Below are 26,423 nucleotides of genomic sequence, written 5' to 3'. Positions count from 1 at the left end.
CAGAGCTAACTTTGCAGATGCATTCTGGATTGCTTCGCTTCGTCTCACTTCACCAGCGGGCAGCCGCCCTTGTCGAGCGGACGGAAGGCTTCGTCGCCGGGCACGGTGGCGATCAGCTTGTAGAGGTCCCACTCGCCCTTGGACTCTTCCGGCTTCTTCACCTCGTACAAATTCATGTCGTGGACCATGCGGCCGTCGATGCGGATCTTGCCGTTCTTGGCGAAGAAGTCGTTCACCGGCGTCTTGCGCATCTGCTCCATCACCTTCGGCGCTTCGTCGGTCTTGATGGCCTCGATCGCCTTCAGATAGTGCATGGTCGCCGAATAGAGGCCGGCCTGGATCATGGTCGGCATGTGGCCGACCTTCTCGTTGAAACGCTTGGAGAAGGCGCGGGTCTCGTCGTTCGTGTCCCAGTAGAACGCGTCGGTGATGATCAGGCCTTGCGTCGCCTTGATGCCAAGCGAATGAACGTCCGTGATTTCCATGAGCAGCGCGATCATCTTCTGGCCGCCTTGCGTGATGCCGAACTCGGCGGCCTGCTTCAGCGCGTTGGTGGTGTCGCCGCCGGCGTTCGCCAGCGCGACCACCTTGGCCTTGGAAGCCTGGGCCTGGAGCAGGAAGGAGGAGAAGTCGGACGAGTTCAGCGGATGGCGGACGTCGCCGAGCACCTTGCCGCCGCTCTCCTTGACGACGTTGGCGGCGTCGCGCTCCAGCGCCTGGCCGAAGGCGTAGTCGGCGGTCACGAAGAACCAGGTGTCCTCGCCGCGCTTCACCATCGCCTTGCCGGCGACGTTCGACAGCGCGTAGGTGTCGTAGGTCCAGTGCACCGTGTTGGGCGAGCAGGCAACGCCGGTGATGTCGGAGGAGCCGCCGCCGGAATTGAGGTTGATCTTGTTCTTCTCGCGCGTCAGCGCCGAGATCGGCAGCGCGACCGAGGAGGTCGGTACGTCGAGGATCGCGTCGACCTTGTCGTTGTCGTACCAGTTGCGGGCGATGTTGACACCGACGTCGGGCTTGTTCTGGTGGTCGGCGGACACGATCTGGATCGGGACACCGGCGACCTTGCCGCCGTAATCGGCGACCGCCATCTCGACGGCGGCGAGCGAGCCCTTGCCGGTCGCGTCGGCGTAAAGGCTCGACATGTCGGTGAGCACGCCGAGCTTGACGACGTTGTCGGAAATCTGTGCCTGCGCCGTGCCGCAGGTGGCGGCAATGGCGAAGCCGGCCGCAACCGCGGCGATGAGTTTCTGCATGTAGTTTTCTCCCTCAGCGTTGTTGTTTGGGCTTTGTTTGCGGGAACGGTTTTAGCGACAAACCGTCGCGGGAGCAAAGCCGGGGAAGTGTGATGTGGGGCAGAAATAAGTAGGGGTATCTCGTCATTCCGGGGCGCGCCCTCTTGGGTACGAGCGCGGATCCATTCATCGGCCTTGATGAGGCACAATGGATTCCGGGCTCGCGCTGCGCGCGTGCCGGAATGACAGTCGGGGGCGGCTCAGCCGCCGCCCTTCAACCTTTCGTTGCGCCGGCGCAAGCCCTCGAGCGTGGCGAGGAGGATGACCGAGACCGTCGTCAGGATCACCGCGGCGGCCGTGATGGTCGGGCTGATGTTCTCGCGGATGCCGCTGAACATCTCGCGCGGCAAGGTGCGCTGCTCGGGGCCCGCCATGAACAGCACGATCACCACTTCGTCGAAGCTGGTGGCGAAGGCGAACAGTGCGCCCGATGCGAGGCCCGGCAGGATCAGCGGCAGGATCACGCGGCGGAACGCTTCCAGCGGCGAAGCGCCGAGCGAGGCGGCGGCACGCGCGAGGTTGGTGTCGAAGCTTTGCAGCGTCGCGCCGACCGTGATGACGACAAAGGGTGTCGCGAGCGCAGTGTGAGCCAGGATCAGGCCGAGATAGCTGCCGGTCAGTCCAATCGGCGCGAAGAAGAAATAGAGACCGACCGCGGTGATGACACCGGGCACGACGACCGGCGACAGCACGAAGGCCAGCACCAGCGGTTTGAACCGGCTCTTCCATTGCGCGAGCCCAAGGGCGGCCAGCGTGCCGAGCACCATCGACAGCATTGTCGAGGCGACGCCGATGATCATGCTGTTCTTCAGCGAATTCATCCAGCGCGGCGAACTGATGAAATCGTCGTACCAGCGGAAGGAAAGTCCCGGCAGCGGATAGGTGAGATACGAGCCTGAGCTGAAAGACAGCGGCATGATCGCGAGGATCGGCGCGATCAGGAAGATGAACACGAGCGCGGAGACGAGGATGGTCGCAGTCCACGCGATGCGCTGGCTGGGTGTGCGGAGGGAAGCATTGTCGCTCAATTCTTCATCCCTCCCGTCACTTGCTGTCCCTGCACCAACTTGCCGTAGACGAGCGCGAGCAGGATAGTGGCGAGCAGCAGCACCGCACCCAGCGCCGACGCAAGGCCCCAATTGGCGGTCTCGGTGGTGTAGAGCGCGATGAAGTAGCTGATCATCTGGTCGGCGGCACCGCCAACGAGCGCCGGCGTGATGTAGTAGCCGAGCGCGAGGATGAAGACGAGCAGGCACCCTGCGCCGATGCCGGGCAGGGTCTGCGGCAGGTAGATCCGCAGGAAGGCGGTGAGGGGCGGCGCCCCGAGCGAGGCGGCGGCCCGCATGTAAGCCGGCGAGATCGCCTTCATGCTGCTGTACAGCGGCAGGATCATGAACGGCAGCAGCACGTGGGTCATGGCCACGCAGACGCCGAAGCGGTTGTAGATCAGGCGCAACGGCTCGTCGATGATACCGAGCCAGTGCAGGCTGTCGTTGACGACGCCCTTGCTCTGCAACAGTACGATCCAGGCGCAGGTGCGGACCAGAAGCGAGGTCCAGAACGGCAGCAGCACGAAGATCATCAGCAGGTTCGACCGGCCGGGCGGCAACGTCGCCAGCAGGTACGCCACCGGGAAGCCAAGGATGAGGCAGAGTGCGGTGACACCGAGGCTGATGAGGAAGGTGCGGGCGAACACCTCGCGGTAGATGGCCTGATCCGGCGGCGCTGCGACGATCGCGCCATCCGCGTTCCTGACAAGGTCGAGCGCCCCCAGAAGATAGAAGCTGGTGACCGGGCCACCGGCGTCCTTGATCGTCGTCCAGGTGGCGCGCTCGCGCCAGGCCGGGTTGATCTTGCCGAGAGCCTCCTTGGCCGTGCCGGGCTCCGGCATCGTCTTCAGATTGCGTGCCGTGCTGGTGAGGATCGTGCGAAAACCGTTCAGGGCGTAATTGAGCCGCTTTGCGGCGATGGCGATGGTGCCGGCGGCGCGCGCGGCCTGGATGTCGCCGGCGAGTGCCGCATAGGCTCGTTCGTCCGGCAGATCCTTGCCGTCCCAACTGGCGAGAGCCGCGACGGTTTGCGGCAGGACCTGACGCACCTCCGGGTCATCGACCGCGCGCCACAGCATGCCTGCAATGGGACCTGCGAAAGTGAAGAGCAGAAACAGCAGCAGCGGCACAACCAGCGCCAACGCCTTGAGCTGGCGCGCGCGCTCAGCTCGCTTCAGGCGGCGCTTGAGCGGCACCTCGGTCCTGGAATCGGCGCCGGTCAGGGACGCTGCTGTCATGGGGTGATCACTTCAGGCAAGAGGCGCAGGCGAGGAGGTTGGTTCCCCCCGCCTGCGTCGTATCCCGGTGCAGTCGCGCGTTACTTCGCGGCCCATTTGTTGAAGCGCTCGGTCAGGCGATCGATGTTCTCGAGCCAGAAGGCAACGTTGATCTCGATCGCGTTCTTGATGTTGTCAGGCGCTGTCGGCAGGTCCTTCAGGACGGCGGGCTGCAGCTTGCCGGCTGCGTCCTTGTTCGAGGTGCCGTAGGCGATGTTCTCCGACAATTTCGACTGGTTGTCCGCCTTGCCGGCGAAGTCCAGGAACTTGTAGGCGGCGTCCTTGTTCGGGCTGCCCTTCAGGATGACCCAGCTGTCGAGGGTGAAGAGAGCGCCGTCCCACACGATGCCAAAGTTCTTCTTCTCGTTCTTGTTCGCGCTGTCGATGCGGCCATTGTAGACCGAGGTCATCGCCACCTCGCCTGAGGCGAGCAGTTGCGGCGGCTGCGCGCCGGCCTTCCACCAGACGATGTCGTTCTTGATGGTGTCGAGCTTCTTGAACGCGCGCTCGACGCCTTCGTCTGTCGCCAGCACCTTGTAGACGTCCTTCGGCGCGACGCCGTCGGCCATCAGCGCAATCTCCAGCGTGGTCTTCGGGCCCTGGCGCAGGCCGCGCTTGCCCGGAACCTTCTTGGTGTCGAAGAAATCGGCCCAGCCCTTGGGCGCGTCCTTCAGCTTGTCCTTGTCGTAGCCGAGCACAAAATCATAGAGGATGGCGCCGACGCCGCAGGGATTGACCGCCGGCTGGATGTAGGCCGCTTCGCCGCCGATCTTGGAATAATCCAGCTTCTCGTACAGGCCTTCCTCGCAACCGACCGCGAGCTCGTCGCTCTCGACCTGGACGAGGTCCCAGGTGGCAGCGCCACCCTGCACCTTGGCGCGCAACACGCCGACGCCGCCGTCCCAGGACTCGTCGTTCATGGCGACGCCCGATGTTTTTTTGAACGGCTCGAAATAGGCTTTCTTCTGGGCGTCCTGATATGCGCCGCCCCATGACACGACGGTGAGGTCACGCGCGTGGGCGACCGTGGCCAGTGCCGCGCTGGCGGTGAATGCCGCGACGAAACCCAGAGCGATCTTGCCAGTCTTGCGCTTCAGCATGGTCTTTCTTCCTTCTTCATATGCGTTGCGGTTGAAGTCGATTGTTGGATCAGACGGGATCGAGGGCGAGGCAGTCCTCGGGGCGGAAGGTGACGAAGACGCTTTCGCCAGGGCTCAGGCTGTCATGCGCCCCCGGCTGAAGCTTGACCATGAACTCGGCATTCCCTCCGACATCGAGCACGGCCAGCGCGTGGTCGCCGAGATAGATGGTGTTCTGCACCCTGGCCGGCAGCCGGTTCGGTCCGTCGCTGGAGGCACCGTCAGGGACGATCGCGATCCGCTCGGGCCGCACCGACAGCGCGGTCGCTGCGCCCGCGCCTGATACGTTGATCGCGCGGGCCATGACGGTGCCGCCGGCCGCCAAAGCGACGCGGCAATAATCCTTGTCGATCGTCTCGACGGTGCCATCAAGCACGTTGTTCTCGCCGACGAAGTTGGCAACGAAGCTGTTGACCGGATGCTCGTAGAGCGCGTCGGGCCTGTCGATCTGCTGCACGATGCCGTCGTTGAACACGGCGATGCGGTCCGACATGGTGAGCGCTTCGCTCTGGTCGTGGGTGACGTAGACGACGGTGATCCCCATCGACTCGTGCAGCTGCTTGATCTCAAGCTGCATCTGCTCGCGCAGGCGCTTGTCGAGGGCGCCGAGCGGCTCGTCCATCAGCACGAGCTGCGGATTGAAGACCAGCGCGCGGGCCAGCGCCACGCGTTGCTGCTGACCGCCCGAGAGCTGCCCGGGCCGCCGCTGCGCCATTGTTTCCATCTTGATCATCCGCAGCGCCGCCTTGACGCGCGCTTGCGTTTCCGCCTTGTTCGTCTTGCGGACGGACAGCGGGAAGGCGACGTTCTCCTCGATCGTCAGGTGCGGGAACAGGGCGTAGTTCTGGAACACCATGCCGATGTCGCGCTTGTGTGGCGGCATGTTCTTGATCGGGCGGTCCGCGAGGTAGATTTCGCCCTGGGTCGGGACCTCGAATCCGGCCAGCATCATCAGCGTGGTCGTCTTGCCCGAGCCCGACGGGCCGAGCAGGGTGATGAACTCGCCCTTTTTGATGTCGAGATCGAGGTTCTTCACCACGAGGTGCTCGCCATCATAGGTCTTCTGAATGCCGGAAAAGCGCACCAATGCCGGCGCAGGCGTGACCATGCCGGCTTCCATGTTGTCCTCGCGTGTCCCCTATTGTCAGCACCTCGTTCGAGGTTGCGACGATCAGCTTAGCACCCTCCGACGAGAATGCCAGCGGGGCAAGCGACAAGCGGCAGCGCGGATACCGTGCATGAAAGCGTGCTACATTCCCGACAGCTTGGTCACGGACACGTTCAGCGTTCCGCCGGCTTCCGCGACCACGCGCAGCGTCTTGGAATCGAAGGCGATGTCGGCCAGCGTGAGGCTGCTGATATTGGCCTCGACCTTGACGCCGTCCTCGCTCTTCTGGAAGTCGGCGATGACGCCCGCGATCTTCTCGCGCGCGTTGGCGGCGATCGGCTTCAAATCGAGCGTCGCCTTCTGCACCAGCGCCTGCTGCATCTGCGGCACCACCGCGCGGGCGGCGGCGCCGAGCAGACCAAAGGCCGCCTCGGATTCCACCGCGAGCTGGATGTCGGCGAGCCGAAGCGTCTGCTGCGCCTGGTCGAGCATCGGCCGGCCCCAGATGTGCACTGTCGCCTCGGCGCCGAGCCCGAGCCAGCTCTTCTTCTCCTTGGCGCGGACCAGCAGCGAGATCAGGAGCCGCTCGCCCGACGGGACGACGTTGACGCTCTTCACGGTGACCTCGACCGGACCGGAGCCGTCCTCGGGATAGGTGTGGCCGACCATCTGTGCTGCGATCAACTTGTTGATCTCGGTGAAGGGCACGTCGATGGGAACGCCGATGTTCACGCCGGTGCCGGTCGGCGGCACGATCGAGATCTTGTCGGGGAACGGGCAGTCCGGCTTGGTCTGCGTCGACGTCACGCGCGTCTCGGCCTCCAAGCCGAGCAGCAAGGTCACGTTCTGCGCGTCGACGCGCGGCTGTGCCGCGATGGCGCGGGTCGGCTTCATCTCGAGCCACAGCGGCGGCAGCGCGGCCGAGGAACCGCTGCCCTGCAGCGGGATCGAGCGGCAGGCCTTGGCCCATTGCACCTTCGCGTTCTCGCGCAGGCTGGGGTCGTTGCGGATGCGCTCGGAGACGACGTTGAGCTGATCGCCGACGGTCTTGTCGATCAGCGGCTTGACCTGTGCCGGCACGTTGACCTTCGCGCCGGCGACGTTGAGGTTGGTGTCGCCGAGATTGACCTGCGCGCCGAGATTGGGCTCGAGATGCCAGGCGGCCGCAAGCTTCGGACGCGAGGTGACGACGACGCTGCCCTTGATTTCCGCGCTGGCGTTCAAATTCTTGATGTTGACCGCGCCGATCCGTTTCGCCGCGTCGCCGCCGAGCACGCTGCCCAAGGCATCGCCGAGCGCGCCGGTGGCTTTCGCCGACAGCGAGCCCGTCACGTTGAGCTTGCCGGTGATCGGCGTCGACAGGGTCAGCACGTCCTTGTCGCCGGTGGCCGACATCGGTCCGCGGACGGCGGTCCAGCCGATATCGGCGTCCTGCAGGATCTGCGAGATCGGGTTCTCGGCCTTGCCGGCGAAATTGTGCGGCGAGGCCTTCTCGGCCTGCTCGCGGATCGCCGACAATGCGATCGCCACCGGCGCTACCACGATCGAGCTCTTGGATACCGGCGGCAGCGGCGGCAGTTGTGCGACCGGAGGCGCCGAATTGGTCGCGCGCGGCGACAGCAGGTCCATCGCCTTCAGGCTGATGAAAAACGACGCCGCCAGCACCGCAACGGCGATCAGCACAGTCTTCAAGTTCAACGTCAGACGCATCGATCCCCCAAGCCGCCCAGAGGAGGATTTTACAGGGCAGGCGAGCACGGCGCTAGAGCGCACCGGTGGGGTGGAATTGCGGCAAACGGGTTAACGGACGCGGCCGCGGCGTGTCCGTCCATTCAGGCAGTTAACGCTCCTAGCTGCGTTTGGGACGGCGGACCGCTCTCACCTTGCCGCTGGCGCCGCCGCCGCAGAACAGGCGGTCGCCGCCGTCGGATTCCAGCCCCGAAACCATCGTCCCGGCGGGCATATCGAGCTGCTCGAGCACCTTGCCCGTCTCAGGATCGATCCGCCTGATGTCGCTGTCATCGCCTTCCCAGGTGCCATGCCAGAGCTCGCCGTCAACCCAGGTCACTCCCGTCACGAAGCGCTTGCTCTCGATGGTGCGGAGAATCCGTCCGGTGTCGGGATCGACCTGATGGATCTTGCGCTCGCGATATTGCCCGACCCAGAGCGAGCCCTCGGCCCAGGCCAATCCGGAATCGCCCCCGCCGCCGGGCGCGGGGATCGTGCTGACGATCGCACCGCTGGCAGCGTCGATCTTCTGGATGCGATCCTCCGCGATCTGGAACAAATGGCGGCCGTCGAATGCCGTTCCGGCATGCGCGGCGATATCGAGCGAGCGCGCGACCTTGCCGCTATCAGGATCGACCGCACTCAATTTGTCGCCGGACGCGAACCAGACCTGGGCGCCGTCATAGCTGACGCCATGCACGGCCTCGACGCCCGGAAAGGGTCCGTATTCCCTGACGATCTCTGCGGCGGAACGCTTCATCTGCTCGATCCCTGTGATGCGGCTTTATCGTTTGCGCATGATCTTGTCGGAAAACCGCTGCACGCTTTTCCGGATCATGCCTTAGCCTAAGCCTTTAGCAGCGGTCCGGGGAGTAACAAGCCTGTCGGGAAACCGGGCACAGGCGGGGTCATCCAGCGCCGCGCCCGACCGTGTCCAAACGATTGCACCTTGTTCGATCGCGCCAGCTCTTCGAGGGCCCGCTGCACCGAGCGCGCGCTCATTTGAAGCGCGAGTGCGAGTGCCGAGCTCGACCACGGCTCGCCGTCGGCAAGAATCGCGAGGACGGCGGCGTGCTTTTCCTCGACCGGGCGCGCCAGCACGATGACGTCGCGCGTCTTCCGTGGTGCCAGCTCAAAACCCTGCCTGGTGGCGCTGATCTCGGCCAGCGGTTTGAGCTGGGTGCGCAGCCGCCCGATCTCGACGCGCAACCGCGCGCGATGGGATTCGTCGACGTGCCTGGCCTGGAACGCACCGGAGATCAGCGCCTCGCGCGAGACATCCGCGGGCCATGCCTGCGCCAGCAGGCGGGCGAGTGCGAACAGCACCGGCCGCGTTCCTAGCGATACGGCCGTGCCTTGCCGGCGCACGACGTGATGGAAGGTGTCGACGACGAGCGCGGTCGAGGTCGCCAGTCGTTCGACCTCGCCGAGCAGCAGCGGGTGCTCGCTGCCGCGCGCGATCAGCCGGGCGGCCGGCGTGTTGAGGATGAGGTTCGCGCTGTCGACCTCGGCCACGAGCGCCGGGATTCTCGCCTGCAGCGCAGCCTTGCCGGCGCGATCGAGTGCCGCGCGCGCATCCCTGGTTTTCAGCCGCCTGATGGCGATGCCTGCGACCACGAGATCGCGAACGACCAGGGATGCAGGCGCCAGCGGGACAGCGCTGATCGCGGCCAGCGTGCGCTCGGCCTCGTCGATGCGTCCGAGCAGCAGCAGACGGCGCGCCTCGATATGGCCCGCATAGGCGGCGTTGGCGAGATCGCCATGGCTTGCGAGCGTTGCCCGTGCGGCTGCAAGCGACTTGGCCGGCCAGCTCAGGTCGCGCGAGACCAGCGCGATCTCGGCCTCGGCGACCACGCATCTGGCCCGCGCCACCGCTTCCCGCGGACCGAAGGCGCGGGCGGCACTGCGCAGCAGCGTCTTGGCTTTCGCGAGATCGCCGAGCTGCGCCATCGCGATGCCGCGCAGCGCCAGCGAGGGCGCATCGTTGCGCAACGCGACGCGGTTCAGCGCGCCGAGCGGATCGCCGGCTTCGAGCGCGCGTGCGGCGGCCGTGATCAGCGACTCCATGAAAATCCCGCCACACTTGTTACTCCCACTGCGCAACCGCTTGGTGCCAGAAATCGTTGACGGCCGACGACGTGCGGCGAGGGGCGAACGGTTCCGCGTCTGCGAGACGCGGAGTGATCGTCCAGGCAAGAGATTTGGAGAACCATGATGACGTCAACAGACAAGGCAGGGACTAACGGACAGACCGCCATGCAGACACCGCCGGTGGTGTCGCCGCAGGACTGGGAGGCAGCCCGTCAGCAACTGCTCGTGAAGGAAAAGGCGCATACCCGCGCCCGCGATGCACTCGCCGCCGAACGCCGGCGCATGCCGTGGATGGAAGTGGACAAAACCTACGCATTCGACGTGCCCTCGGGCAAGGCCAGTCTGCTCGATCTGTTCCAGGGCCGGCGCCAGCTGATCCTGTACCGGGCCTTCTTCGAGCCCGGCGTGTTCGGCTGGCCCGATCATGCCTGCCGCGGCTGCTCCATGGTGGCCGACCAGGTCGCCGATGTCTCGCATTTGAACGCCCGCGATACCACGCTGGTGTTCGCCTCGCGCGCGCCGCAGGCGGATATCGCGCGGCTGAAGAAGCGGATGGGCTGGGACATCCCGTGGGTCACCATCACCGACAGTTTCGATGCCGATTTCGGTGTCGGCGAGTGGCACGGGACCAACGTGTTCTACCGCGACGGCTCACGCATCTTCCGCACCTATCTGGTCAAGAGCCGCGGCGACGAGCAGATGGGCGGCACCTGGAACTATCTCGACATCACCCCGCTCGGCCGCCAGGAGGTGTGGGAGGACTCGCCATCAGGCTATCCGCAGACGCCGACCTACAAATGGTGGAACTGGAACGACAGCTACGAGGAAGGCAGCGCGCCCGACAAGAAGTGGGTCGAGGTGTCGGACGCCGGCGAGATCGCGCTTCGCGCCAAGGGCGCGCAGTGAGCGACGTCCATCCCGCCGGCGCCAGCCGGGACGGCAGCGAGGCCGCATTTCACCTTGCCCGATGGCTGGGTCTTGCGGCCACGCCAACCTTTGCGATCATGGCCGTGCTGACGGCCATGCTCAGCGGCGGCCCGGCGGACATGCTCTGCGCCGGCGGGCACGGACTGTCGCTGGGCGGGATGGTGCCGATGTATCTGCTGATGAGCGCGTTTCATTCGGCTGCGTGGCTGCGGCTGATCTCGGGGCGGCGACGCGCCGGGCGGGCATAGGCAGATCATCGGCGCAGATCGAAGACGGTCCTGGTCTCAGCCTCGGTTGGCTCGCTTTTGAGCCGCTACTGCGACGCCGCTTGCAGATAGGCAACGATCTTGCCCGCTTCCTCCGCCGACACGCCGCCATAGGGCTGCATCTTGTTGCCCGAGACGACCTCGTCCGGCTTGATCATGAAGCGGGTGAGCTTGTCCTGGTCCCAGACGAAGCCGGCGTCCTTCATCGACGAAGAGTAGTTGTAGTTCGGTAGCGAACCTGCCTTGCGTCCGACGATCTTGTTCAGGTTGGGACCGAGGCGGTTGTCGCCCTCTTTCACCGAATGGCAGGTGCGGCAGGAATTGTTGAAGGCCTGCTGCGCTGCATCGCCGGTCGCCGGCTGCTGCGCGTGCGAGGAAGGCGCGGAGAGGAGCAGCGTCAATGCTCCCGCAGCGGCGATCGGGCGCAGCCATGGAGCGGGCGGCGTCTGCAGGCGTCGTTGCATCTGCGCCTCCACAGGAGAAGATGATTTGGCGTGCTCGTTGCAAACGAAAACGGCCCCGGTCGGTTCCGGGGCCGTTTGCGTCACGATGTCCTGTCGCCTGGCGTCAGCGAAGCTCGGCTCTCCGCTCCGACATCGGCAGCACGATCACCTTGGTGCCGACGTTGACGCGGGAATAGAGGTCGGTGACGTCGTCGTTGGTCAGGCGGATGCAGCCGGACGAGACGTGCTTGCCGATCGTATCAGGAGCGTTGGTGCCGTGGATGCGGTAGACCGTGCCGCCGAGATACATGGCGCGTGCGCCGAGCGGGTTGCCGGGGCCACCGGCCATGTGGCGCGGCAGATAAGGCTGGCGCTGAATCATTTCCGGCGGCGGCGTCCAATCCGGCCACTCGGCCTTCTTGGTCACCGACTGCGTGCCCGACCAGGTGAATCCGTCGCGGCCGACGCCGATACCGTAGCGGATCGCCTGGCCGTTGCCGAGCACGTAATAGAGATAAGTGTTGGGCGTATCGATGATGATGGTGCCCGGGGCTTCACGTGTTGAGTAGCTGACGGTCTGGCGACGGAAGCGCGCGGGCGTCTCGACCGCGTCCTGATCATCTGACGGCGCGGTCTGGTAGGTCGGCGCCTGATAGGGCTGGTACGGCTGCGGCGCGGTCATCGTCGGCAGCGGCTGGAAGAATGGAAACAGCTGTACGGGCGCGGCTTTGGCCGGGCCGGCAAATGCGATTGCGGTGATTGCCACTGCACTGACGGCAACGGCGCGCGAATACGTCTTCAACGTGTCCAGATTGAACATTGATCGCCCCTGTTTGCTCGGTGTTCTTGGCCACCGCGGCACCGTTGCGGTGCTCCGTTGCCTAAATGACTAACGGAAATAAGTTTCGGGACATTTGCGCGGAAAACCGAAAACGGTTTCGTCGCGGCAAGAATTGTTTCATGACAGTTTCGTGGCCGGGCGGACGCGTTAACGAACAAAACAGCGGGCCGACACTTCTGTGACGTCACACGCCTGAAATATCCGTGGTTGATGGTCGTTAGCCGAGAATCATCAAACTCTCGGGATTTCCCCATGCGGGTATTAATCGCGACTGACGCCTGGCATCCGCAGGTCAACGGTGTTGTCCGGACGCTGACCTCGCTGGCAGCCGCCGCCAAGGCCCTCGATGTCGAGATCGACTTCCTGACGCCTGACGGCTTCAGGTCCTGGCCACTGCCGACCTATCCGGGCCTGCGCATCGCACTGCCCTCGGCTAGGGAGATCGCGCGGCGGATCGAGAGGTGCGCACCCGAAGCGCTGCACATCGCGACCGAAGGTCCGATCGGCTGGGCCGCGCGCGCCTATTGCCGCCGCAACGGGCTCGCCTTCACCACCTCCTACACGACGCGCTTTCCGGAATATGTCTCGGTACGGACCGGCATTCCCGATGCCGTCGGCTATGCCGTGCTGCGCCACTTCCACGATGCCGCCGCCATGACCATGGTGGCGACGCCGTCGCTGCGGCAGGAGCTCTCGGCGCGCGGCTTCAAGCGGCTCGGCTTCTGGGGGCGCGGTGTCAACACCGAGCTGTTCCATCCCGATAGTCCTGCCGAGCTCGATCTGCCGCGTCCGATCTTCATGACCATGGGCCGTGTCGCTGTGGAGAAGAATCTCGAGGCGTTCCTCGCGCTCGATTTGCCCGGCACCAAGGTCGTCGTCGGCGACGGCCCGCAGAAGGCGACGCTCGAGAAGAAATATCCTGATGCAGTCTTCCTTGGCGAGAAGAAGGGCGCGGATCTCACCGCGCATCTCGCCGCTGCGGACGTCTTCGTGTTCCCGAGTCTCACAGACACGTTCGGCGTGGTGCAGTTGGAAGCGCTCGCCTGCGGCACGCCGGTTGCGGCGTTCCCGGTGACCGGTCCGAAGGACGTCATCGCCGATCATCCGATCGGCGCGATCGACAATGATCTGCGTGCCGCGTGCCTGCGCGCGCTCACCATGTCGCGCGAGACCTGTCGCAACTTTGCGCTGGAGCGTTCCTGGGAAAACAGCGCGCGTCAGTTCGTCGGAAACCTCACCTCACTTCAGCCCAGCCGCGCCTTGCGCGCTTCGCCCGTCATGGCGCGGCGGCCGGTGCGCGGCTGATTCCTATTTGACCCACAGCGAGAACCTCATCGATGGCTAAGATCATGAACCTTGACGGCGCCCAGCAGCTCGACCTCACCCGCGGTACGGTCGAGCAGGCCTATGATCGCTGGGCGCCGGTCTACGATCTCGTGTTCGGCGGCGTGTTCGCCAAGGGTCGTCAGGCCGCGATCGCAGCCACCAACAAGATCGGCGGTCGCGTGCTCGAGGTCGGCGTCGGCACCGGCATCTCGCTGCCGCTCTATGCCCCGAGCCTGCGCATCTTCGGCACCGACATTTCGGAAGCGATGCTCGACAAGGCGCGCCGCCGCGTCAGCGAGGGCAATCTGAAGAACATCGAGGGCCTCGCGGTGATGGACGCCGAGAAGCTCGAATTCCCGGACAATTCCTTCGACGTCGTGATGGCGCAGTATGTCGTCACCGCCGTGCCGAATCCGGAGACCGCGCTCGACGAATTCGCCCGTGTGCTGCGTCCGGGCGGCGAGCTGATCATTCTCACCCGCGTCAGCGCCGACACCGGCATGCGCCGTTTCATCGAGCAGAAGCTCCAGCCGGTGGTGCGTCCACTCGGCTTCCGCACCGCGGAGTTCGCCTGGTCGCGCTATGCGAAGTGGCTCTCTGGTGCCAAGGGTATCGAGCTCGCCGAGCGCCGCCTGATTCCGCCGCTCGGCCATTTCTCGCTGGTGCGCTTCCGCAAGGTCGACATCGCCAAGGCAGCCTGAGCAAGGCACTGCGTGAGCGACGGTTCGTTCCGCCGCCCAAATGTTCGCGTGCGTCACCGCGTCGCTGCGCATCGTCACATGACAAAATGATGATGTCACATCGCGTACATCGAATCCCTGTAAATCCAGAACCCGAAAGCAATTTGGGGGAGAGCATGATCAAGAATTACCTCGAACAGCTGCGGATCCAGCGCTGGGACGACCATCGCTACTATCACCACAGCCGCATCAATCAGAGCCTGCATTTCGTCAGCGCGGCGAGCTTCCTCTTTGCCTATCTCTGGCTGTTCGTCGATCCCATGATCTCGGCGCTGGTCGGCTGGCTGGTCTCGATGACCTCGCGCCAGGCCGGTCACTTCTTCTTCGAGCCGCATGATTACGACCACATCAACCAGGCGACGCACGAGCACAAGGAAGAGATCAAGGTCGGCTACAACCTTCAGCGCAAGGTGGTGCTGATGGCGATCTGGGCGCTGTCGCCGCTGGTGCTGGTGGTCGATCCCACGCTGTTCGGCCTGTTCACGCCCTGGGCAAGTGCTGCCGACTTCATGCGGCAGGTGGCCAAGATCTGGCTGGTGATCGGTGGCGGCGGTCTGCTGTTCCGCACCGTGCACCTGTTCTTCATCCGCGACGTCGAGACCGGCCTCGTCTGGATGACCAAGATCCTGACTGACCCCTTCCACGATCTGATGCTCTATCGCAGCGCTCCGCTCGCCCTGATACGCGGCGAACTGATGGATCCCGGCCTGCACCTCAACCCCGAGCACACGCTGGGCCTGATCGGTGATCCCGCGCTCGAAGAGCAGCACGCCTGAGCGCGCCGCGCAGATCCAATACTCCGATGTCTGATCGTTACGTCATGCCCGGGCTTGTCCCGGGCATCCACGTGTTGGAGCTGTCGCGCGGAAACGCGTGGATGGCCGGGCACGGGCGAGCGGAAGCGACGCCGTCCTTCGGACGGCTGTGCCCGGCCATGACGGCGTCCGATTTTGTAGCCTCAGCGTCCAAAGCGCTTGGCCAGCATCTCTTTCAAGATCTGACGCTTGATGTTCTTGTTGGTGAGCACGCCGTCGTGCCACCAGAAGCCATCGGCCTTCATCTTCTCGGCGGCGCGGACGAAGCGGTCGGCGACCTCCGCGAAGTCGGCGTCAGTGTAGTTGAGGCTGAAGATCAGCCGGCCGGTGCCGACCCAGCTCAGCGACAGGCCTTCGGCGCGCAGGTAGTATTGCAGCATCCAGTTGTAGCGGGACGGTGTGGTGTATTTCACCGTCCAGATCGACGAGAAGTTGGCGAACTGCACCGGCAGTTTTGCGTCGGTCATCCTCTCGTTGAGCTTTTGGACGCGGCCGTTCCAGGTCGCGTCCAGCCCGTCATAGATGGCGCGGAAGTTCGGGCTGGCGAGCCGGCTCAGAAACTCGTCCATTGCCGTCATGACATAGGGATGCGAATTGAAGGTGCCGCGGGCGAAGCAGATGTCGGCGGGACGGTCGTCGCGGAAGCGCCGCATCAGGTCCTTCTTGCCGCAGACCGCGCCAACCGGCAGGCCGCCGGCGAGGCTCTTGCCGTACGTCACCATGTCGGCCCTGACGCCGAAATATTCCTGGGCGCCGCCGGCGGCGAGGCGGAAGCCGACGAAGACTTCGTCGAAGATCAAGACAATGCCGCGCTCGGTGCAGACCTCGCGCAGCTTCTTCAGCCACTCGGTGTACGCCGCGCGGTCAAAGTTACCGCCGCGGGACGAGTCCACCAGCGAGGAATCGCCAGGCGCGTTGCCGTTCGGATGCAGGCCCTGCAGCGGATTGACCAGCACGCAGGCGATGTCCTTGCGCGTGCGCAGCACGTGCAGCGTCTTCTCGGACATTTCGGAGAGGGTGTAGGTCTCGTGCGCGGCGATGGGATTGCCGACGCCGGGCTGCACGTCGCCCCACCAGCCGTGATAGGCGCCCGCGAAGCGTACGAGATGCGTGCGCCTGGTATGGTAACGCGCGAGCCGCACCGCCTGCATCACGGCTTCGGTGCCGGACATGTGGAACGAGACCTCGTCGAGGCCGGAGATCTGGCAGAGCCGCTGCACGTTCTCGAGGATGACGGGGTGGTACGGGCCGAGCACGGGGCCGAGCGCATGCGCGCGCTTCTCGGAGCCCTCGATGCACTTCTTGTAGAAGTCGTTGCCGAAGATATTGACGCCGTAGGATCCCGTGAGGTCGTAGGAGGTGTTGCCGTCGACATCGGTGACGGTGACGCCGCTGGACGACTCCATGAAGGTCGAGGTGCCCAGATGCTCGCGGACGAGGCGCGAGAACTGGAACGGCACGCGGTAGCTTTCGGTGAAGTTGAGGTCGGAGATCGTCTCCGCCGCCTCCTTCGTCATCGCGCGTCCCCGGGGGTAACGATCGGCGTAGATGCTAGCGAGACGGAAGAAGGCGTCCTTGCGCTGCTTCACCACGTTGTCAGGCGCGCCGTCGCAGCCGAAATATTTGTCACCTTCGAACTCGTAGAACGGCAGCAGCTTGGCCACCCGGCGCGACATCTTGGAGTGCCCGGCGAGCGAACGGTGTTTGGCGCGGGACAGTTCGACCCGCGCCTTGATCTTCGGAAGGACGGCGGCAGCAGATGCTGCGGCGGCCACGGACATCGAGAGAATCGGGAGTGTCGTTTCCATGACAACAAGCGCTAATACTGTGAGCTGACAGATTCATGACAGTCAAAGCCCTCATCGCCTCTTTCACCCAGCAGGAAGATCTCAACTTCCTGTTGACCAATCGCATCCCCCGCGCGGCGCTGACCCGCTTCATGGGCTGGTTCTCCAAGATCAGGAATCCGGTGGTGCGAGACTTCTCGATCGCGCTCTGGAAGCTGTTCTCCGACCTCGACCTGTCGGAGGCGCGCAAGTCCCATTTCACAAGCTTGCACGACTGCTTTACGCGCGAGCTGAAGCCGGGCCTGCGTCCGTTTGATCCGGATCCATCGGTGGTTGCCAGCCCCTCTGATGGCATCGTCGGCGCCCACGGCCGGATCGCCGATACCGAGCTGTTCCAGGTCAAGGGCGCGCCCTATTCGCTGCTCGATTTGCTTGGCGACCCCGCGCTGGTCGAGCAGCACCGCAACGGAAGCTTCGTCACGCTGCGGCTGACATCGAGCATGTATCACCGCTTCCACGCGCCCTATGATGCGCATATCGAGCGCGTCACGCTGATCCATGGCGACGTCTGGAACGTCAATCCGATCGCGCTGAAGCGGGTCGAGCGGCTGTTCTGCAAGAACGAGCGGGCGGTGATCCGCACGCATTTGTCGACCGGCGAGGTGGTGACACTTGTGCCGGTGGCGGCGATCCTGGTCGCCAGCATCCGCTTGCACTTCCTCGACATGGTGCTGAACGCGCAGACCAGAGGTCCCGTCAATTTCCCCTGCGACGTCGACGTGACCAAGGGCGAGGAGCTCGGGTGGTTCGAACATGGCTCGACCATCATCGTCCTGGCGCCGGGCGACTTTTCGTTCTGCGACGGGATCGGCGAGGGGACGCGCATTCGCGCGGGGCAGGCGCTCTTGAAGCGAAACTAGCCTTCAATCCGCCGTTCCCGCCGCCTATATGGTCGGCGGGACAGTTCTACGACGACGGATTTGGTGATGGCGCGGGCGTCGGTGATGGCGGCAGGTGGCATTGTGCTGCGGCGTGGCGATACGCCGCTGATTGCCGTTGTCCGCCAGCGCAAGCGCAATGAGTGGGTCCTGCCAAAAGGCAAGCTCGACGATGGCGAAACGCCAAAGGAGGCTGCGCATCGCGAGGTGCTGGAGGAGACCGGCCACGACGTCGCCATCCACGAATTTCTGGGCACGCTCGTGTATCAGTCGGGAGGGCGCTCGAAAGTCGTGCATTTCTGGCGAATGGGGGCCGAGGGCGGTCCCGTCCGCAAGCTGATGAATGACATCAAGGCGGTCGACTGGCTGACGCTGGACGAGGCGCTCGCGCGGCTGTCACGCGAATATGAGCGCGCCTTCCTCACCCAGGTCGGTCCGATCGCGATCGCCGCGGCGGGGCTTGCACCGTCAACCGCGCCCGAGCCGACGCCGTCGCTGGCGGTGGACGATGTCGACGCCGTCTTGCAGACGCTGACACCGGCGGAGGCTGCATCCGTCGATGAACTACGGCATGGCCTGTTGCAAAAGGTGAGAGCCTGGCTGCGCGGCGAGGCGTGATTTTTTTCGTTCGCCTCTTTCCGCGTCGTCTTTGCGAGCAGCAATCCAGAATTTTTCTGCGGAGGGACTCTGGATTGCTTCGTCGCAAGGGCTCCTCGCAATGACGGAGTGGCATTGGCGCCTTCCCCCTATCGCCTCTTCTTCTCCTTTGGAGCAGGCGCGGGTTTGCCCGGGGTGGCGGGACGTTGCGCGCCGGGCAGGCGCTGCTGGAAGCCGGGCTGGCGCGGCGCGGCGCCTTGTTGCGGCGGGACGGCCGGCTGTGCGCCGGGCTGCAATCCGGTGCGCGGCGTTTGCGGCTGCGGCGTCGGGCCGGGCTGAGGCGCGACGGCTCCAGGTTGTTGCGGAGTCTGACCGGCGCGCTGCGGTCGCGTCTGCGGTGCGCCGGGTTGCGTACCCTGTCCAGTGCGCGGCTGGGCGGCCGGCTTTCCCGTATCCTGCTGCTGACCCGGTGGCTGCTGTTTCTGCCCAGCACGTGGCGTGCCCGGCTGCGCGCCTTGTCCCTGGCGCTGCGGCTGCTGCATGCCCTGACGGTTTGGAGCGCCCGGCTGCTGCTGACCCGGACGATTATTCTGACCGGGCTGACCATTCGGCCGCTGCGGTTGCTGCTGGCTCGGCGCCGGGTTCGGACGCAATTGCTGTTGCTGCGGCGGTTGCGCCGGACGCGGAATGCGGCTGATTGCGGCCGGATTGGCGCGGCGGAAGTCGCGCTGCTCGGTGACGATCTGGCGGCCGGTGGTCTGCGCCGCATGCACCTGGCTGACGAAACCGCGGTCGCGCGCGATCTGCTGTGGCGGGATCGTGATCGGCACTGCGGCGAAGCGCATGCCGCCCGGGCCGGCCGCGCCCGGCCGGATCGCAAAGCCGCTCGATCCCTGCGTCAACGCGCCAAGCCGCGTGCCGCTGGCGCGGTCGTTGACGTCGATATGGCCGACCCGGCCGTCGGCGTCGGGATAAAGCTTGATGTTGACGTTGCTGGCGTTGCCCGCCGTCGCGCCCTCGGGCACGTCGACGACGCCGGTGGTGCCGCGGATGCCCAGCGTGGCGGTCGGTGTTGCGATCTTCATGTCGCCGGTCTTCGCCACCGCCGCTGCAACGAAGGCGACCGTGCCCTTGCCGATGTCGAAGATCGCCGAGTTCTGTTTGCCGCCGTCCTCATAGACGTAGGTGTCGATGGTGATCTTGGCGCTGGCGGAGAGGTTGAACGTGGTGGCGTCGTTGAAGGTGATGCCGAGCGAGGAGTTCGAGGAGGTCTGCACGACGTCGTTGAGATAGATGTCGTCGCGGACCTTCAGCGGATAGGAATTCTTGTCGCGGATCACGGTCGCGATTCCCGTCACGGTCGCGACGTTGCCGATCGGCTCCACGGCGGCGGACTGTGCATCTGCGGCCGGTGCAGGCGTTGCCGATGGCGCGGGGGAAGGCGCCGGGGACGGCTGGGCTTGCGGCTGCGCCTGCGCGAGCTCGATCGTGTCGGATGCGCGCGCGTTGTCCGCGCCGGCCAGCGGCAGCGCCAGCAGCGGCAAAGCAAACACGATGCGGCGCCAAGCCACCGTCAAAGCCACGAATGAGGTCCCGGTGAGAACACGAGGGCGAGATCGGCCGATATCAGCCGGAGATTGCTGAATGGCGGATGAACGTCCGTGAGGCTGGGACCGTGAACGTTCTCGTGGGCTAAGTATTTCCATAGCGTCATGGCCGGGCTTGACCCGGCCATCCACGTCTTGACGCGCAGTATGAAGAACGTGGATGCCCGGGACAGGCCCGGGCATGACGAAGATTGTGTCGGTGTCAGCGTGGCGTCAGCTCACGCGCTTCCAGGTCTGGCCGCCGCAGAACAGGCCGCCGAAGGCGCAGCCCTGCACGCGCATGGAATTCGGGCCTTTCATCGCGATCGTCGAGTCGTAGTTGCGGCCGGAGTTGGGATCGTGGATGCGGCCGCTCCACTTGGCGCCGTCGGGCTTCATGTTGATCAGGATCTTGTCATTCGTCTTGTCGGCATAGCCGCAGAGATTGGTGCCGCACTGTTCAACGCGCACATTGCCCTTGTTCTCCTCAGTGGCCCACACGCCGATCGGCGTGCTCGCGGCAGGTGCGGGGGCTGCGGCAACCGGGGCCGGAGCGGGCGCAACTGCGACCGGTGCGGGAGGCGCGACGGGCGAAGGCTGCGTGGTCGTGTCGACGGTCGGCGCGGCGGCGACGGCCACCGGAGCAGGCGGGGCCGGCGGAGCCGCCGGAGCGGTGACCTGCGCGGGTGTCTGCTGCGCGGGCTGCTGCTGCACCGGAGCCGGCGCGGGCGGTGCCGTCGTTGTGGCCGGCTTGGCTTGCTTGTTCGACAGGTCCTGCGTCGCGATGGTGAGGCAATCAAGCGAGGTGCAGTTGCGCGGCCTTTCAATACGGACGCGCTGGCCGTCGATCTGGAACGAGATCGCATTGCCGGCATGTGCGACGGCGGTCGACGCGAGGAAGACTGCGGTGAAGGCGATGGCGATCTTGTTCATGACAATCTCCGAAATGGTGTGGGTCCTGAGATGGACTGAAGTCGGTGGCGGACCGGATGTGGTTCGACCCTATGCCGGCGCCGTCGGGCCTTCTGTGATGGGCGTCACAACAGCCGCGCCGCAGCCTGGGTGAGCCCGCGCACATTCAGTGGCGGTGCAATTGCCTAACATCGGCCGGACAGAGTGGGAGATGTCGATGAAGCGGCTTGCCGTGACCTTGGTGAATAGTTTGATCGTGCTGACTGCGATCGCGCCCGCGGCGCGGGCCGGCGCCTACAATTTCACGATCGACGGCCACCGGTTCCGTGTCGAGGCGCCGCGCAATTGCCGATCAATGTCCTGCGTTTCGATCTCCACCGATCGGAGCGTCCGGCCGTTCGAGGATGCCGACACGACGCCGTCTCCGCCGCCCGCGCCCGCGGTCCAGGCCCCGCAGCCCGTCATTCAGGTTCGGCCGCCACAAGGGTCAATCGTCGCACCCTCAGCGCCGCCGGCTCCCGTGCTTGCCGCGACAAGTTCGCGGCCCATCGTGTCGCCGCCGGCGCCAAAAATCGAGCCACCGAAATTCGAGGCTCTGAGCCCCAACCCGCCACGGGTTGATCTGTCGCGTCCGGATACGCCTGTTGCCGCACCAGAGTCGGAGCAGACCGTGGCGATCGCGCCGCGCAGCGACGACGCGCCGGCCTATATGCCGCTCGGCGAATGGGAGAGCGATGGTGCCAAGAGCCCGGTCCGCATCGAACGCTGCGGCGCCGCGCTATGCGGTTACGCGCTGACCGAGACGTCGACCCGAGGCGAGACCGTGCTGGTCAACATGAAGCAGACAACGCACGACGTCTGGACCGGCAACATCTACAGTCGCGCCAGCGGCGACACCTATTATGGGACGATGACGCTGAAGAGCTCCGGCAAGCTCTACGTCGAAGCCTGCGCGCTCGGTCACTTCTGGTGCTCCGGCTACGACTGGATTCGGGTCGAGGAGGGACGGGAAAGATTGACCACGACCTGGCGGTAGCGGAGCGCGAGGTGTAACCCTCTCCTCTTTTGGAAGAGGGTGCCTCGCGAAGCGAGGCGGGTGAGGGGTCTTTCTCCGCGCGTGAATTTCCCGCTTTCGAATTCGCTGAAGCAACCCCTCATCCGGCGCTTCGCGCCACCTTCTCCCGCAAGGGGAGAAGGCAAGGGAGTGTGTCCTGTCCAATTTGTAATCGTCCCGCTCCGAACCGGTGTCCGCCTTGCGCGCGACCGATGACTGACGACGCATGCGAGGAGATTGCACATGAAACGTCTCGCCCTCATCGCGGCGCTGCTGATCGGCAGCGCGATCTCGGCTCACGCCGATACCGACATCTGGACCAATTTGCTGAAGCAGAAGCGCGGCGACGATGCGCTGAATCTCGACAGCTCCTTCTGCGACGCGCAGCTCGGCGCGCCGCAGAACGGCACGGTGACATCGAGGGGATACAAGCGCTGCATGCGCGCCCGCGGCTGGCGCTTCAGCCACACCGTGCGCGAGAAGGACGATCGCTATCCCGACCCTGATGATCCCGGCATGATGTGCCGCGACTTCAAGATCGGCGGCATCACCGGATCGGACTGCTCGAATTTCTGATGCTGCTTCGCCGCTGCCGCGACCGGCCGCGCCTGATGAGCGTGGCCGGTATGGTTAAGGAAAGCTGAAATCATCACGTTGAAGAGTCTTTAAGTAAATTCACCGAACGTGCGCGCATGACGCGCGGAGTTCGTTTGTATCTCGTCGGCTCCATCGTCCTCGTTTCGCTCGCGGGTTGCGGACGCGGCTTGTTCCAGGCCGAACGCGAACCGTGGCGGGCCGAGGCCGAAGCGGCGTGCCTGAAATCGGGCGCCGTGAAGGAAAATGCCGACATCGTCCGGATCGATCCGATCTCCGGCCCCGGCATGTGCGGCGCTGAATTCCCGCTGAAGGTCGCCGCCATTGGCGAAGGCACCAGCAGCTACGGCTTCGCCGACGAGGATCTGCGTCCGCCCGGAAACGTCGGCAACCAGCCGCGCTGGCCGGTGAGGCAGCCGCAATCGAATTATCCGGCATCCGGCTATCCGCAGCGATCGAATTATCCTGAAAGCGCCGTGCGCCAGCCCGCGGGCTATGGCACCTCTGCAGGGCCGGTCTCGCTCAGCGCGCCTGGCGTGGCACCGCAGGAAGACGAGATCGATTTGCCGCCCGAGGGCACCGATGCCGCGGGCGCAGCGCGTTACATGAACGTGCCGAGCTATCCGGCGCGGCAGCCCGGTCCGGCGCCGTACTCACAGGCGCCCACACAACAACCGCTGCCGCGGCTGGGTCCCGCGCAAGGCAATCCCGTCACAGCCGTCGGTCCGGTCGCGGTGAAGCCGACGGCGACGCTTGCCTGTCCGATCGTATCCGAACTCGACCGCTGGTTTGCCGACAGCGTGCAGCCTTCGGCGATGCGCTGGTTCGGCGCCCGCGTGGTCGAGATCAAGCAGATCTCCGCCTATTCCTGCCGCGGCATGAACGGCAATCCGCACGCCCATATCTCCGAGCACGCTTTCGGAAATGCGCTCGACGTCGCCGCCTTCGTGCTCGCCGATGGCCGCCGCATCACGGTGAAGGAGGGCTGGCACGGCATGCCGGAAGAGCAGGGGTTCCTGCGCGACGTCCAGTCGGGCGCGTGTGCGCATTTCACCACAGTGCTGGCGCCGGGCTCCAACGTCTATCATTACGATCATATCCACGTCGATCTGATGCGCCGCGCCAGCCGCCGCCTGATCTGCCAGCCGGCCGCAGTTTCCGGTGAAGAGGTTGCCGCGCGTGCGCAGCGGCGCAATCCTTATGCGAGCTCGCGCGATCCCTCCGTGACCGGCTCGCTCGGTGCGCGCAAGAGCAAGCACGACAAGGTCAACGAGGAAGACGAGTTCTCGGACGATTGAAGCTGACAAGATCGGCAGTGTGGCGCAGCTCTGCCGACCCAGCGTGTCATTTCGCTGCCGGCTTCGACTGTGCCGGCGCCAGTCCCATGCAGCGCTGCACTTCGGCCGGGACGTTATAGGTCCGCATGATATGGCGGCTGTCGCGCAGGCCGGTCGCCTCGCGCTGCACGACGAACATCCAGAGCGCCTGCCCAGCCTCCATCACCAGCTTGCGCCTGGCCGGCGGCATCGCGGCCGGCGCCTCGGAGAATGCGTGGGCGGCGTCGAATTCTCGTAGTTGCGCGAGCGCCTGTTCGAGGGTGCGGCCCATCCGTCCAAGCGCTGAGGCCTGTTCCTGGACGATCTCGTAATGGAGGATATCGACAGGCGGGCGAAGATCACGGGACATGGCACTCAATATAGTGCTGCGCGCCCCGGACGTGCAACGCGTGGGCGGCTGCCGTTACTTTGCCCGGTACGCGCTCAGGAACATCCGTGTCGCGCTGTCGATCACGTCCGCCATGCGCTGTTCCGACGGCGGCGGCGCGGCCTGGAAGACGAACGGCAGGAAGAGCGAGGCCTTGCACAATTCCATGAACTGCGACGCTGCGAGATCGCAGTCGTCGATCGCGAGATCTCCGGAGGCGACGTGGGCCTTGAGATAGTCGGACAGCCGGGTGATGGTCTTGTCCAGCACGCGCAGATAATAGCGGCGGCCGACGTCGGGCATGCGCTCGGCGATCGCCATCACGGTGCGGATCGCCGATCCACCGCCGGGCCGGCAGAGCAGATGCAGATAGGCCTGGCCGAAATCCTTCAAAGTTGTTTCGGCGTCGCGCGCGGGGTCGAAGTTGAACACGACCTGGCCGTGAAACAGCGCTTCCTCCTCGAGGATGGCTTCGAACAGCGCGGACTTGTCGGCGAAGTAAACGTAGAGGGTGCCCTTGGAGACGCCGGCCGCGCGCGCGATCTCGCCCATGCTGGCGCCGTCAAAACCCAGATCCATGAACACCTTATGGGCACCGGCCAGAATCTGGCGGCGCTTGGAGCTGTCCTCGTCCGGGAGGGCATGCAGTTGTTCGCGGTTGGCTGCAACCATTGGTTTAGCGTCTCGAAAGGTTTTGGGTCGGCGCGAGGACCATGAAACGTAAATAAAGGATTCGAGCCAGTAGGGTTCGGTCCGGGAATATTAAGTATATTGACCGAACCGTTCGGTCAATGGTATTTGGGATGGGCGAGCGGAGATGCGGCCGTGCGACGGCTGCCCCGCATCGCGTTTTTATTGGGGAGGCCTTTATGGCCACATCGAGAGACCAGGCGGCGCGCGTCCTTCGCCAGGAAGCGGTGGAGACGACGACGCCGGACGGTGAAGCTGCGACCGGAACACCCGCAGTCTTCGCCGAGCAGTTGCGCTCTCATGTGGTCGAGGAAACCAAGCGCCGTACCAGCGAGGCGCCGGAGAAACCCGTGACCGACCAGCCGGCCCCGCCTGCATCCGCGCCTGCCGCTGCCGCGCCGAAATCCGGCAAGCGCAAGTTCGTGATGATGGGCATCGGCCTCGTGCTGGCGCTCGCGGCGGCAAGCTATGCCGGCTACTACACGCTGATCGGCCGTTTCTTCGTCTCCACCGACGACGCCTATGTTCGCGCCAACAACACCATGCTGGGCGCGCGCGTCTCTGGCCACATCTCGTCGATCCTCGCCCGCGACAACACGCTGGTGCATGCCGGCGACACCGTGCTCCGCATCGACGACGGCGACTACAAGATCGCGGTTGACGCCGCCGCGACCCGGATCGCGACCCAGCAGGCCACCATCGATCGCATCGGCCGGCAGACGGCCGCGCTCGACAGCCAGGTCGCACAGGCCAAGGCGCAACTGGTCTCGGCGGAAGCGGGCCTCAAGCGCGCCGATCTCGACTATGATCGCCAGCAGGCGCTGAGCAACAAGGGCTTCGCCTCGCGCGCCACGTTCGAGACCTCGGAAGCCGGACGCGATCAGGGCGCCGCCGCAGTCAAGGCCGCGCAGGCCGCCTACGACGTTGCGGTGAGCAATGTCGATGTCGCCAAGGCCCAGCAGGCCGAAGCCCAGGCGCAGCTTGCCGAGCTCAAGACCACGCTCGCCAAGGCCGAGCGCGATCTCGCCTTCACGGCCGTGCGCGCGCCGGTCGACGGCATCTTCTCCAACCGTCTCGTCAACGCCGGCGACTTCATCGCCGTCGGCCAGCGCCTCGGCAATGTCGTGCCGCTCGACGACGTCTATATCGACGCCAATTTCAAGGAAACGCAGCTCAAGCGCATCCGTCCCGGCCAGCCGGTGACGATCAAGGTCGATGCCTACGGCATGCGCAAGTTCTCCGGCGTCGTCGACAGCATCGCGGCCGGCGCGGGCTCGGTGTTCACGCTGCTGCCGCCCGACAACGCGACCGGCAACTTCACCAAGATCGTGCAGCGCGTGCCGGTTCGCATCCGCGTGCCGAAGGCGGTTGCGAAGCAGAACCTGCTCCGTGCCGGCATGTCGGTCTACGCCACCGTCGACACCAACAAGGGTGCGGCCGACGCCGACAGCGAGATCGATCTCGACGATCCCACCATGCTCCATCCGCAGTAAGCGCCGTCAAGCGCTGCGAGGTCAGA

General features: G+C 65.1%; 26 protein-coding genes. 11 read left to right on the top strand and 15 right to left on the bottom strand.

Annotated features, from left to right (window positions below):
* Positions 1-44: 44 nt before the first annotated feature.
* The 8 genes from JQ631_RS22855 to JQ631_RS22820 all read right to left on the bottom strand — a co-directional run bounded on the left by JQ631_RS22855 (position 45) and on the right by JQ631_RS22820 (position 9,660).
* On the bottom strand, positions 45-1,253 hold the full coding sequence (locus JQ631_RS22855) for an ABC transporter substrate-binding protein (protein WP_212329421.1): 1,209 nt from the start codon (positions 1,251-1,253) through the stop codon (positions 45-47).
* A gap of 239 nt (positions 1,254-1,492) precedes the next feature.
* Positions 1,493-2,320, bottom strand: coding sequence for an ABC transporter permease (locus tag JQ631_RS22850; RefSeq protein WP_212329419.1), 828 nt, complete (start codon positions 2,318-2,320; stop codon positions 1,493-1,495).
* On the bottom strand, positions 2,317-3,579 hold the full coding sequence (locus tag JQ631_RS22845) for an ABC transporter permease (protein WP_212329417.1): 1,263 nt from the start codon (positions 3,577-3,579) through the stop codon (positions 2,317-2,319). The genes JQ631_RS22850 and JQ631_RS22845 overlap by 4 nt, the downstream gene beginning before the upstream one ends.
* An 80-nt stretch (positions 3,580-3,659) precedes the next feature.
* Complete coding sequence (locus JQ631_RS22840) at positions 3,660-4,718, bottom strand: ABC transporter substrate-binding protein (protein ID WP_212329415.1); 1,059 nt, start codon at positions 4,716-4,718, stop codon at positions 3,660-3,662.
* A gap of 49 nt (positions 4,719-4,767) precedes the next feature.
* On the bottom strand, positions 4,768-5,877 hold the full coding sequence (locus JQ631_RS22835; RefSeq protein WP_212329413.1) for an ABC transporter ATP-binding protein: 1,110 nt from the start codon (positions 5,875-5,877) through the stop codon (positions 4,768-4,770).
* 129 nt (positions 5,878-6,006) lie between these two features.
* Positions 6,007-7,575, bottom strand: a complete 1,569-nt coding sequence (locus tag JQ631_RS22830; RefSeq protein ID WP_212329411.1) for a DUF4403 family protein — start codon at positions 7,573-7,575, stop codon at positions 6,007-6,009.
* 139 nt (positions 7,576-7,714) lie between these two features.
* Positions 7,715-8,353: a Vgb family protein gene (locus tag JQ631_RS22825; protein ID WP_212329409.1), complete on the bottom strand. Its 639-nt coding sequence runs from the start codon at positions 8,351-8,353 to the stop codon at positions 7,715-7,717.
* Between the two features lie 86 nt (positions 8,354-8,439).
* Positions 8,440-9,660 carry a helix-turn-helix domain-containing protein gene (locus JQ631_RS22820; protein WP_212329407.1) on the bottom strand — a complete coding sequence of 407 codons (1,221 nt, stop codon included), beginning with the start codon at positions 9,658-9,660 and terminating at the stop codon, positions 8,440-8,442.
* A gap of 144 nt (positions 9,661-9,804) precedes the next feature.
* On the opposite strand from JQ631_RS22820, the gene JQ631_RS22815 reads away from it, so the two are divergent.
* Both JQ631_RS22815 and JQ631_RS22810 read left to right on the top strand, forming a co-directional pair.
* Complete coding sequence (locus JQ631_RS22815) at positions 9,805-10,590, top strand: DUF899 domain-containing protein (RefSeq protein WP_212329405.1); 786 nt, start codon at positions 9,805-9,807, stop codon at positions 10,588-10,590.
* Entirely contained in the window at positions 10,587-10,859 is a 273-nt protein-coding gene (locus tag JQ631_RS22810; protein WP_212329403.1) for a hypothetical protein, read from the top strand. Before JQ631_RS22815 ends, JQ631_RS22810 begins: the two co-directional genes overlap by 4 nt.
* Positions 10,860-10,924: 65 nt before the next feature.
* Here JQ631_RS22810 and JQ631_RS22805 read toward each other — a convergent pair whose 3' ends face one another.
* On the bottom strand, positions 10,925-11,341 hold the full coding sequence (locus JQ631_RS22805) for a c-type cytochrome (protein WP_212329401.1): 417 nt from the start codon (positions 11,339-11,341) through the stop codon (positions 10,925-10,927).
* A gap of 103 nt (positions 11,342-11,444) precedes the next feature.
* Positions 11,445-12,140 (bottom strand): L,D-transpeptidase, encoded by a 696-nt coding sequence (locus tag JQ631_RS22800; RefSeq protein ID WP_212329399.1) that lies wholly within the window; start codon positions 12,138-12,140, stop codon positions 11,445-11,447.
* A gap of 273 nt (positions 12,141-12,413) precedes the next feature.
* Here JQ631_RS22800 and JQ631_RS22795 point away from each other — a divergent pair, with 273 nt between their 5' ends.
* The 3 genes from JQ631_RS22795 to JQ631_RS22785 all read left to right on the top strand — a co-directional run bounded on the left by JQ631_RS22795 (position 12,414) and on the right by JQ631_RS22785 (position 15,003).
* Positions 12,414-13,466, top strand: coding sequence for a glycosyltransferase family 4 protein (locus JQ631_RS22795; protein ID WP_212329397.1), 1,053 nt, complete (start codon positions 12,414-12,416; stop codon positions 13,464-13,466).
* 32 nt (positions 13,467-13,498) lie between these two features.
* On the top strand, positions 13,499-14,188 hold the full coding sequence (locus tag JQ631_RS22790; RefSeq protein WP_212329395.1) for a class I SAM-dependent methyltransferase: 690 nt from the start codon (positions 13,499-13,501) through the stop codon (positions 14,186-14,188).
* A gap of 155 nt (positions 14,189-14,343) precedes the next feature.
* Positions 14,344-15,003: a hypothetical protein gene (locus JQ631_RS22785; protein ID WP_212329393.1), complete on the top strand. Its 660-nt coding sequence runs from the start codon at positions 14,344-14,346 to the stop codon at positions 15,001-15,003.
* Between the two features lie 182 nt (positions 15,004-15,185).
* On the opposite strand, the gene JQ631_RS22780 is transcribed toward JQ631_RS22785, so the two are convergent.
* Positions 15,186-16,850 carry an aminotransferase class III-fold pyridoxal phosphate-dependent enzyme gene (locus tag JQ631_RS22780; RefSeq protein ID WP_212329391.1) on the bottom strand — a complete coding sequence of 555 codons (1,665 nt, stop codon included), beginning with the start codon at positions 16,848-16,850 and terminating at the stop codon, positions 15,186-15,188.
* Positions 16,851-16,885: 35 nt separating this feature from the next.
* On the opposite strand from JQ631_RS22780, the gene asd reads away from it, so the two are divergent.
* Together asd and JQ631_RS22770 are read left to right on the top strand one after the other, a co-directional pair.
* The gene (gene asd / locus JQ631_RS22775; protein WP_212329389.1) at positions 16,886-17,749 is read left to right on the top strand and encodes an archaetidylserine decarboxylase; all 864 of its coding nucleotides are present in this window, start codon (positions 16,886-16,888) and stop codon (positions 17,747-17,749) included.
* Between the two features lie 66 nt (positions 17,750-17,815).
* Complete coding sequence (locus tag JQ631_RS22770) at positions 17,816-18,385, top strand: NUDIX hydrolase (protein ID WP_212329387.1); 570 nt, start codon at positions 17,816-17,818, stop codon at positions 18,383-18,385.
* 128 nt (positions 18,386-18,513) lie between these two features.
* Here the strand turns inward: JQ631_RS22770 and JQ631_RS22765 are convergent, their stop codons facing one another.
* Positions 18,514-19,947, bottom strand: coding sequence for a FecR domain-containing protein (locus tag JQ631_RS22765; RefSeq protein WP_349645019.1), 1,434 nt, complete (start codon positions 19,945-19,947; stop codon positions 18,514-18,516).
* A 237-nt stretch (positions 19,948-20,184) separates the two neighbouring features.
* Positions 20,185-20,883 carry a DUF2147 domain-containing protein gene (locus JQ631_RS22760; protein ID WP_212329385.1) on the bottom strand — a complete coding sequence of 233 codons (699 nt, stop codon included), beginning with the start codon at positions 20,881-20,883 and terminating at the stop codon, positions 20,185-20,187.
* 196 nt (positions 20,884-21,079) lie between these two features.
* On the opposite strand from JQ631_RS22760, the gene JQ631_RS22755 reads away from it, so the two are divergent.
* The 3 genes from JQ631_RS22755 (at position 21,080) to JQ631_RS22745 (ending at position 23,808) form a co-directional block, all read left to right on the top strand.
* Complete coding sequence (locus tag JQ631_RS22755) at positions 21,080-21,898, top strand: DUF2147 domain-containing protein (RefSeq protein ID WP_212329383.1); 819 nt, start codon at positions 21,080-21,082, stop codon at positions 21,896-21,898.
* Between the two features lie 261 nt (positions 21,899-22,159).
* A complete protein-coding gene (locus JQ631_RS22750; RefSeq protein ID WP_212329381.1) occupies positions 22,160-22,492 on the top strand; it encodes a hypothetical protein in 333 nt (110 codons plus the stop codon).
* A gap of 116 nt (positions 22,493-22,608) precedes the next feature.
* Entirely contained in the window at positions 22,609-23,808 is a 1,200-nt protein-coding gene (locus tag JQ631_RS22745; protein ID WP_212329379.1) for an extensin-like domain-containing protein, read from the top strand.
* Between the two features lie 46 nt (positions 23,809-23,854).
* Here the strand turns inward: JQ631_RS22745 and JQ631_RS22740 are convergent, their stop codons facing one another.
* Together JQ631_RS22740 and JQ631_RS22735 are read right to left on the bottom strand one after the other, a co-directional pair.
* Complete coding sequence (locus tag JQ631_RS22740) at positions 23,855-24,196, bottom strand: DUF6665 family protein (protein ID WP_212329371.1); 342 nt, start codon at positions 24,194-24,196, stop codon at positions 23,855-23,857.
* 54 nt (positions 24,197-24,250) lie between these two features.
* Positions 24,251-24,886 carry a TetR/AcrR family transcriptional regulator gene (locus JQ631_RS22735; RefSeq protein ID WP_212329369.1) on the bottom strand — a complete coding sequence of 212 codons (636 nt, stop codon included), beginning with the start codon at positions 24,884-24,886 and terminating at the stop codon, positions 24,251-24,253.
* Between the two features lie 197 nt (positions 24,887-25,083).
* Here JQ631_RS22735 and JQ631_RS22730 point away from each other — a divergent pair, with 197 nt between their 5' ends.
* Positions 25,084-26,397, top strand: coding sequence for an HlyD family secretion protein (locus tag JQ631_RS22730; RefSeq protein WP_212329367.1), 1,314 nt, complete (start codon positions 25,084-25,086; stop codon positions 26,395-26,397).
* The last annotated feature ends 26 nt before the right edge of the window (positions 26,398-26,423 follow it).

It is taken from the genome of Bradyrhizobium manausense, from assembly GCF_018131105.1.
GTDB lineage: Bacteria > Pseudomonadota > Alphaproteobacteria > Rhizobiales > Xanthobacteraceae > Bradyrhizobium > Bradyrhizobium manausense_B.
The sequence above is the reverse complement of the archived record's forward strand: the minus strand, read 5'-3'. Positions and strand labels throughout refer to the sequence as shown.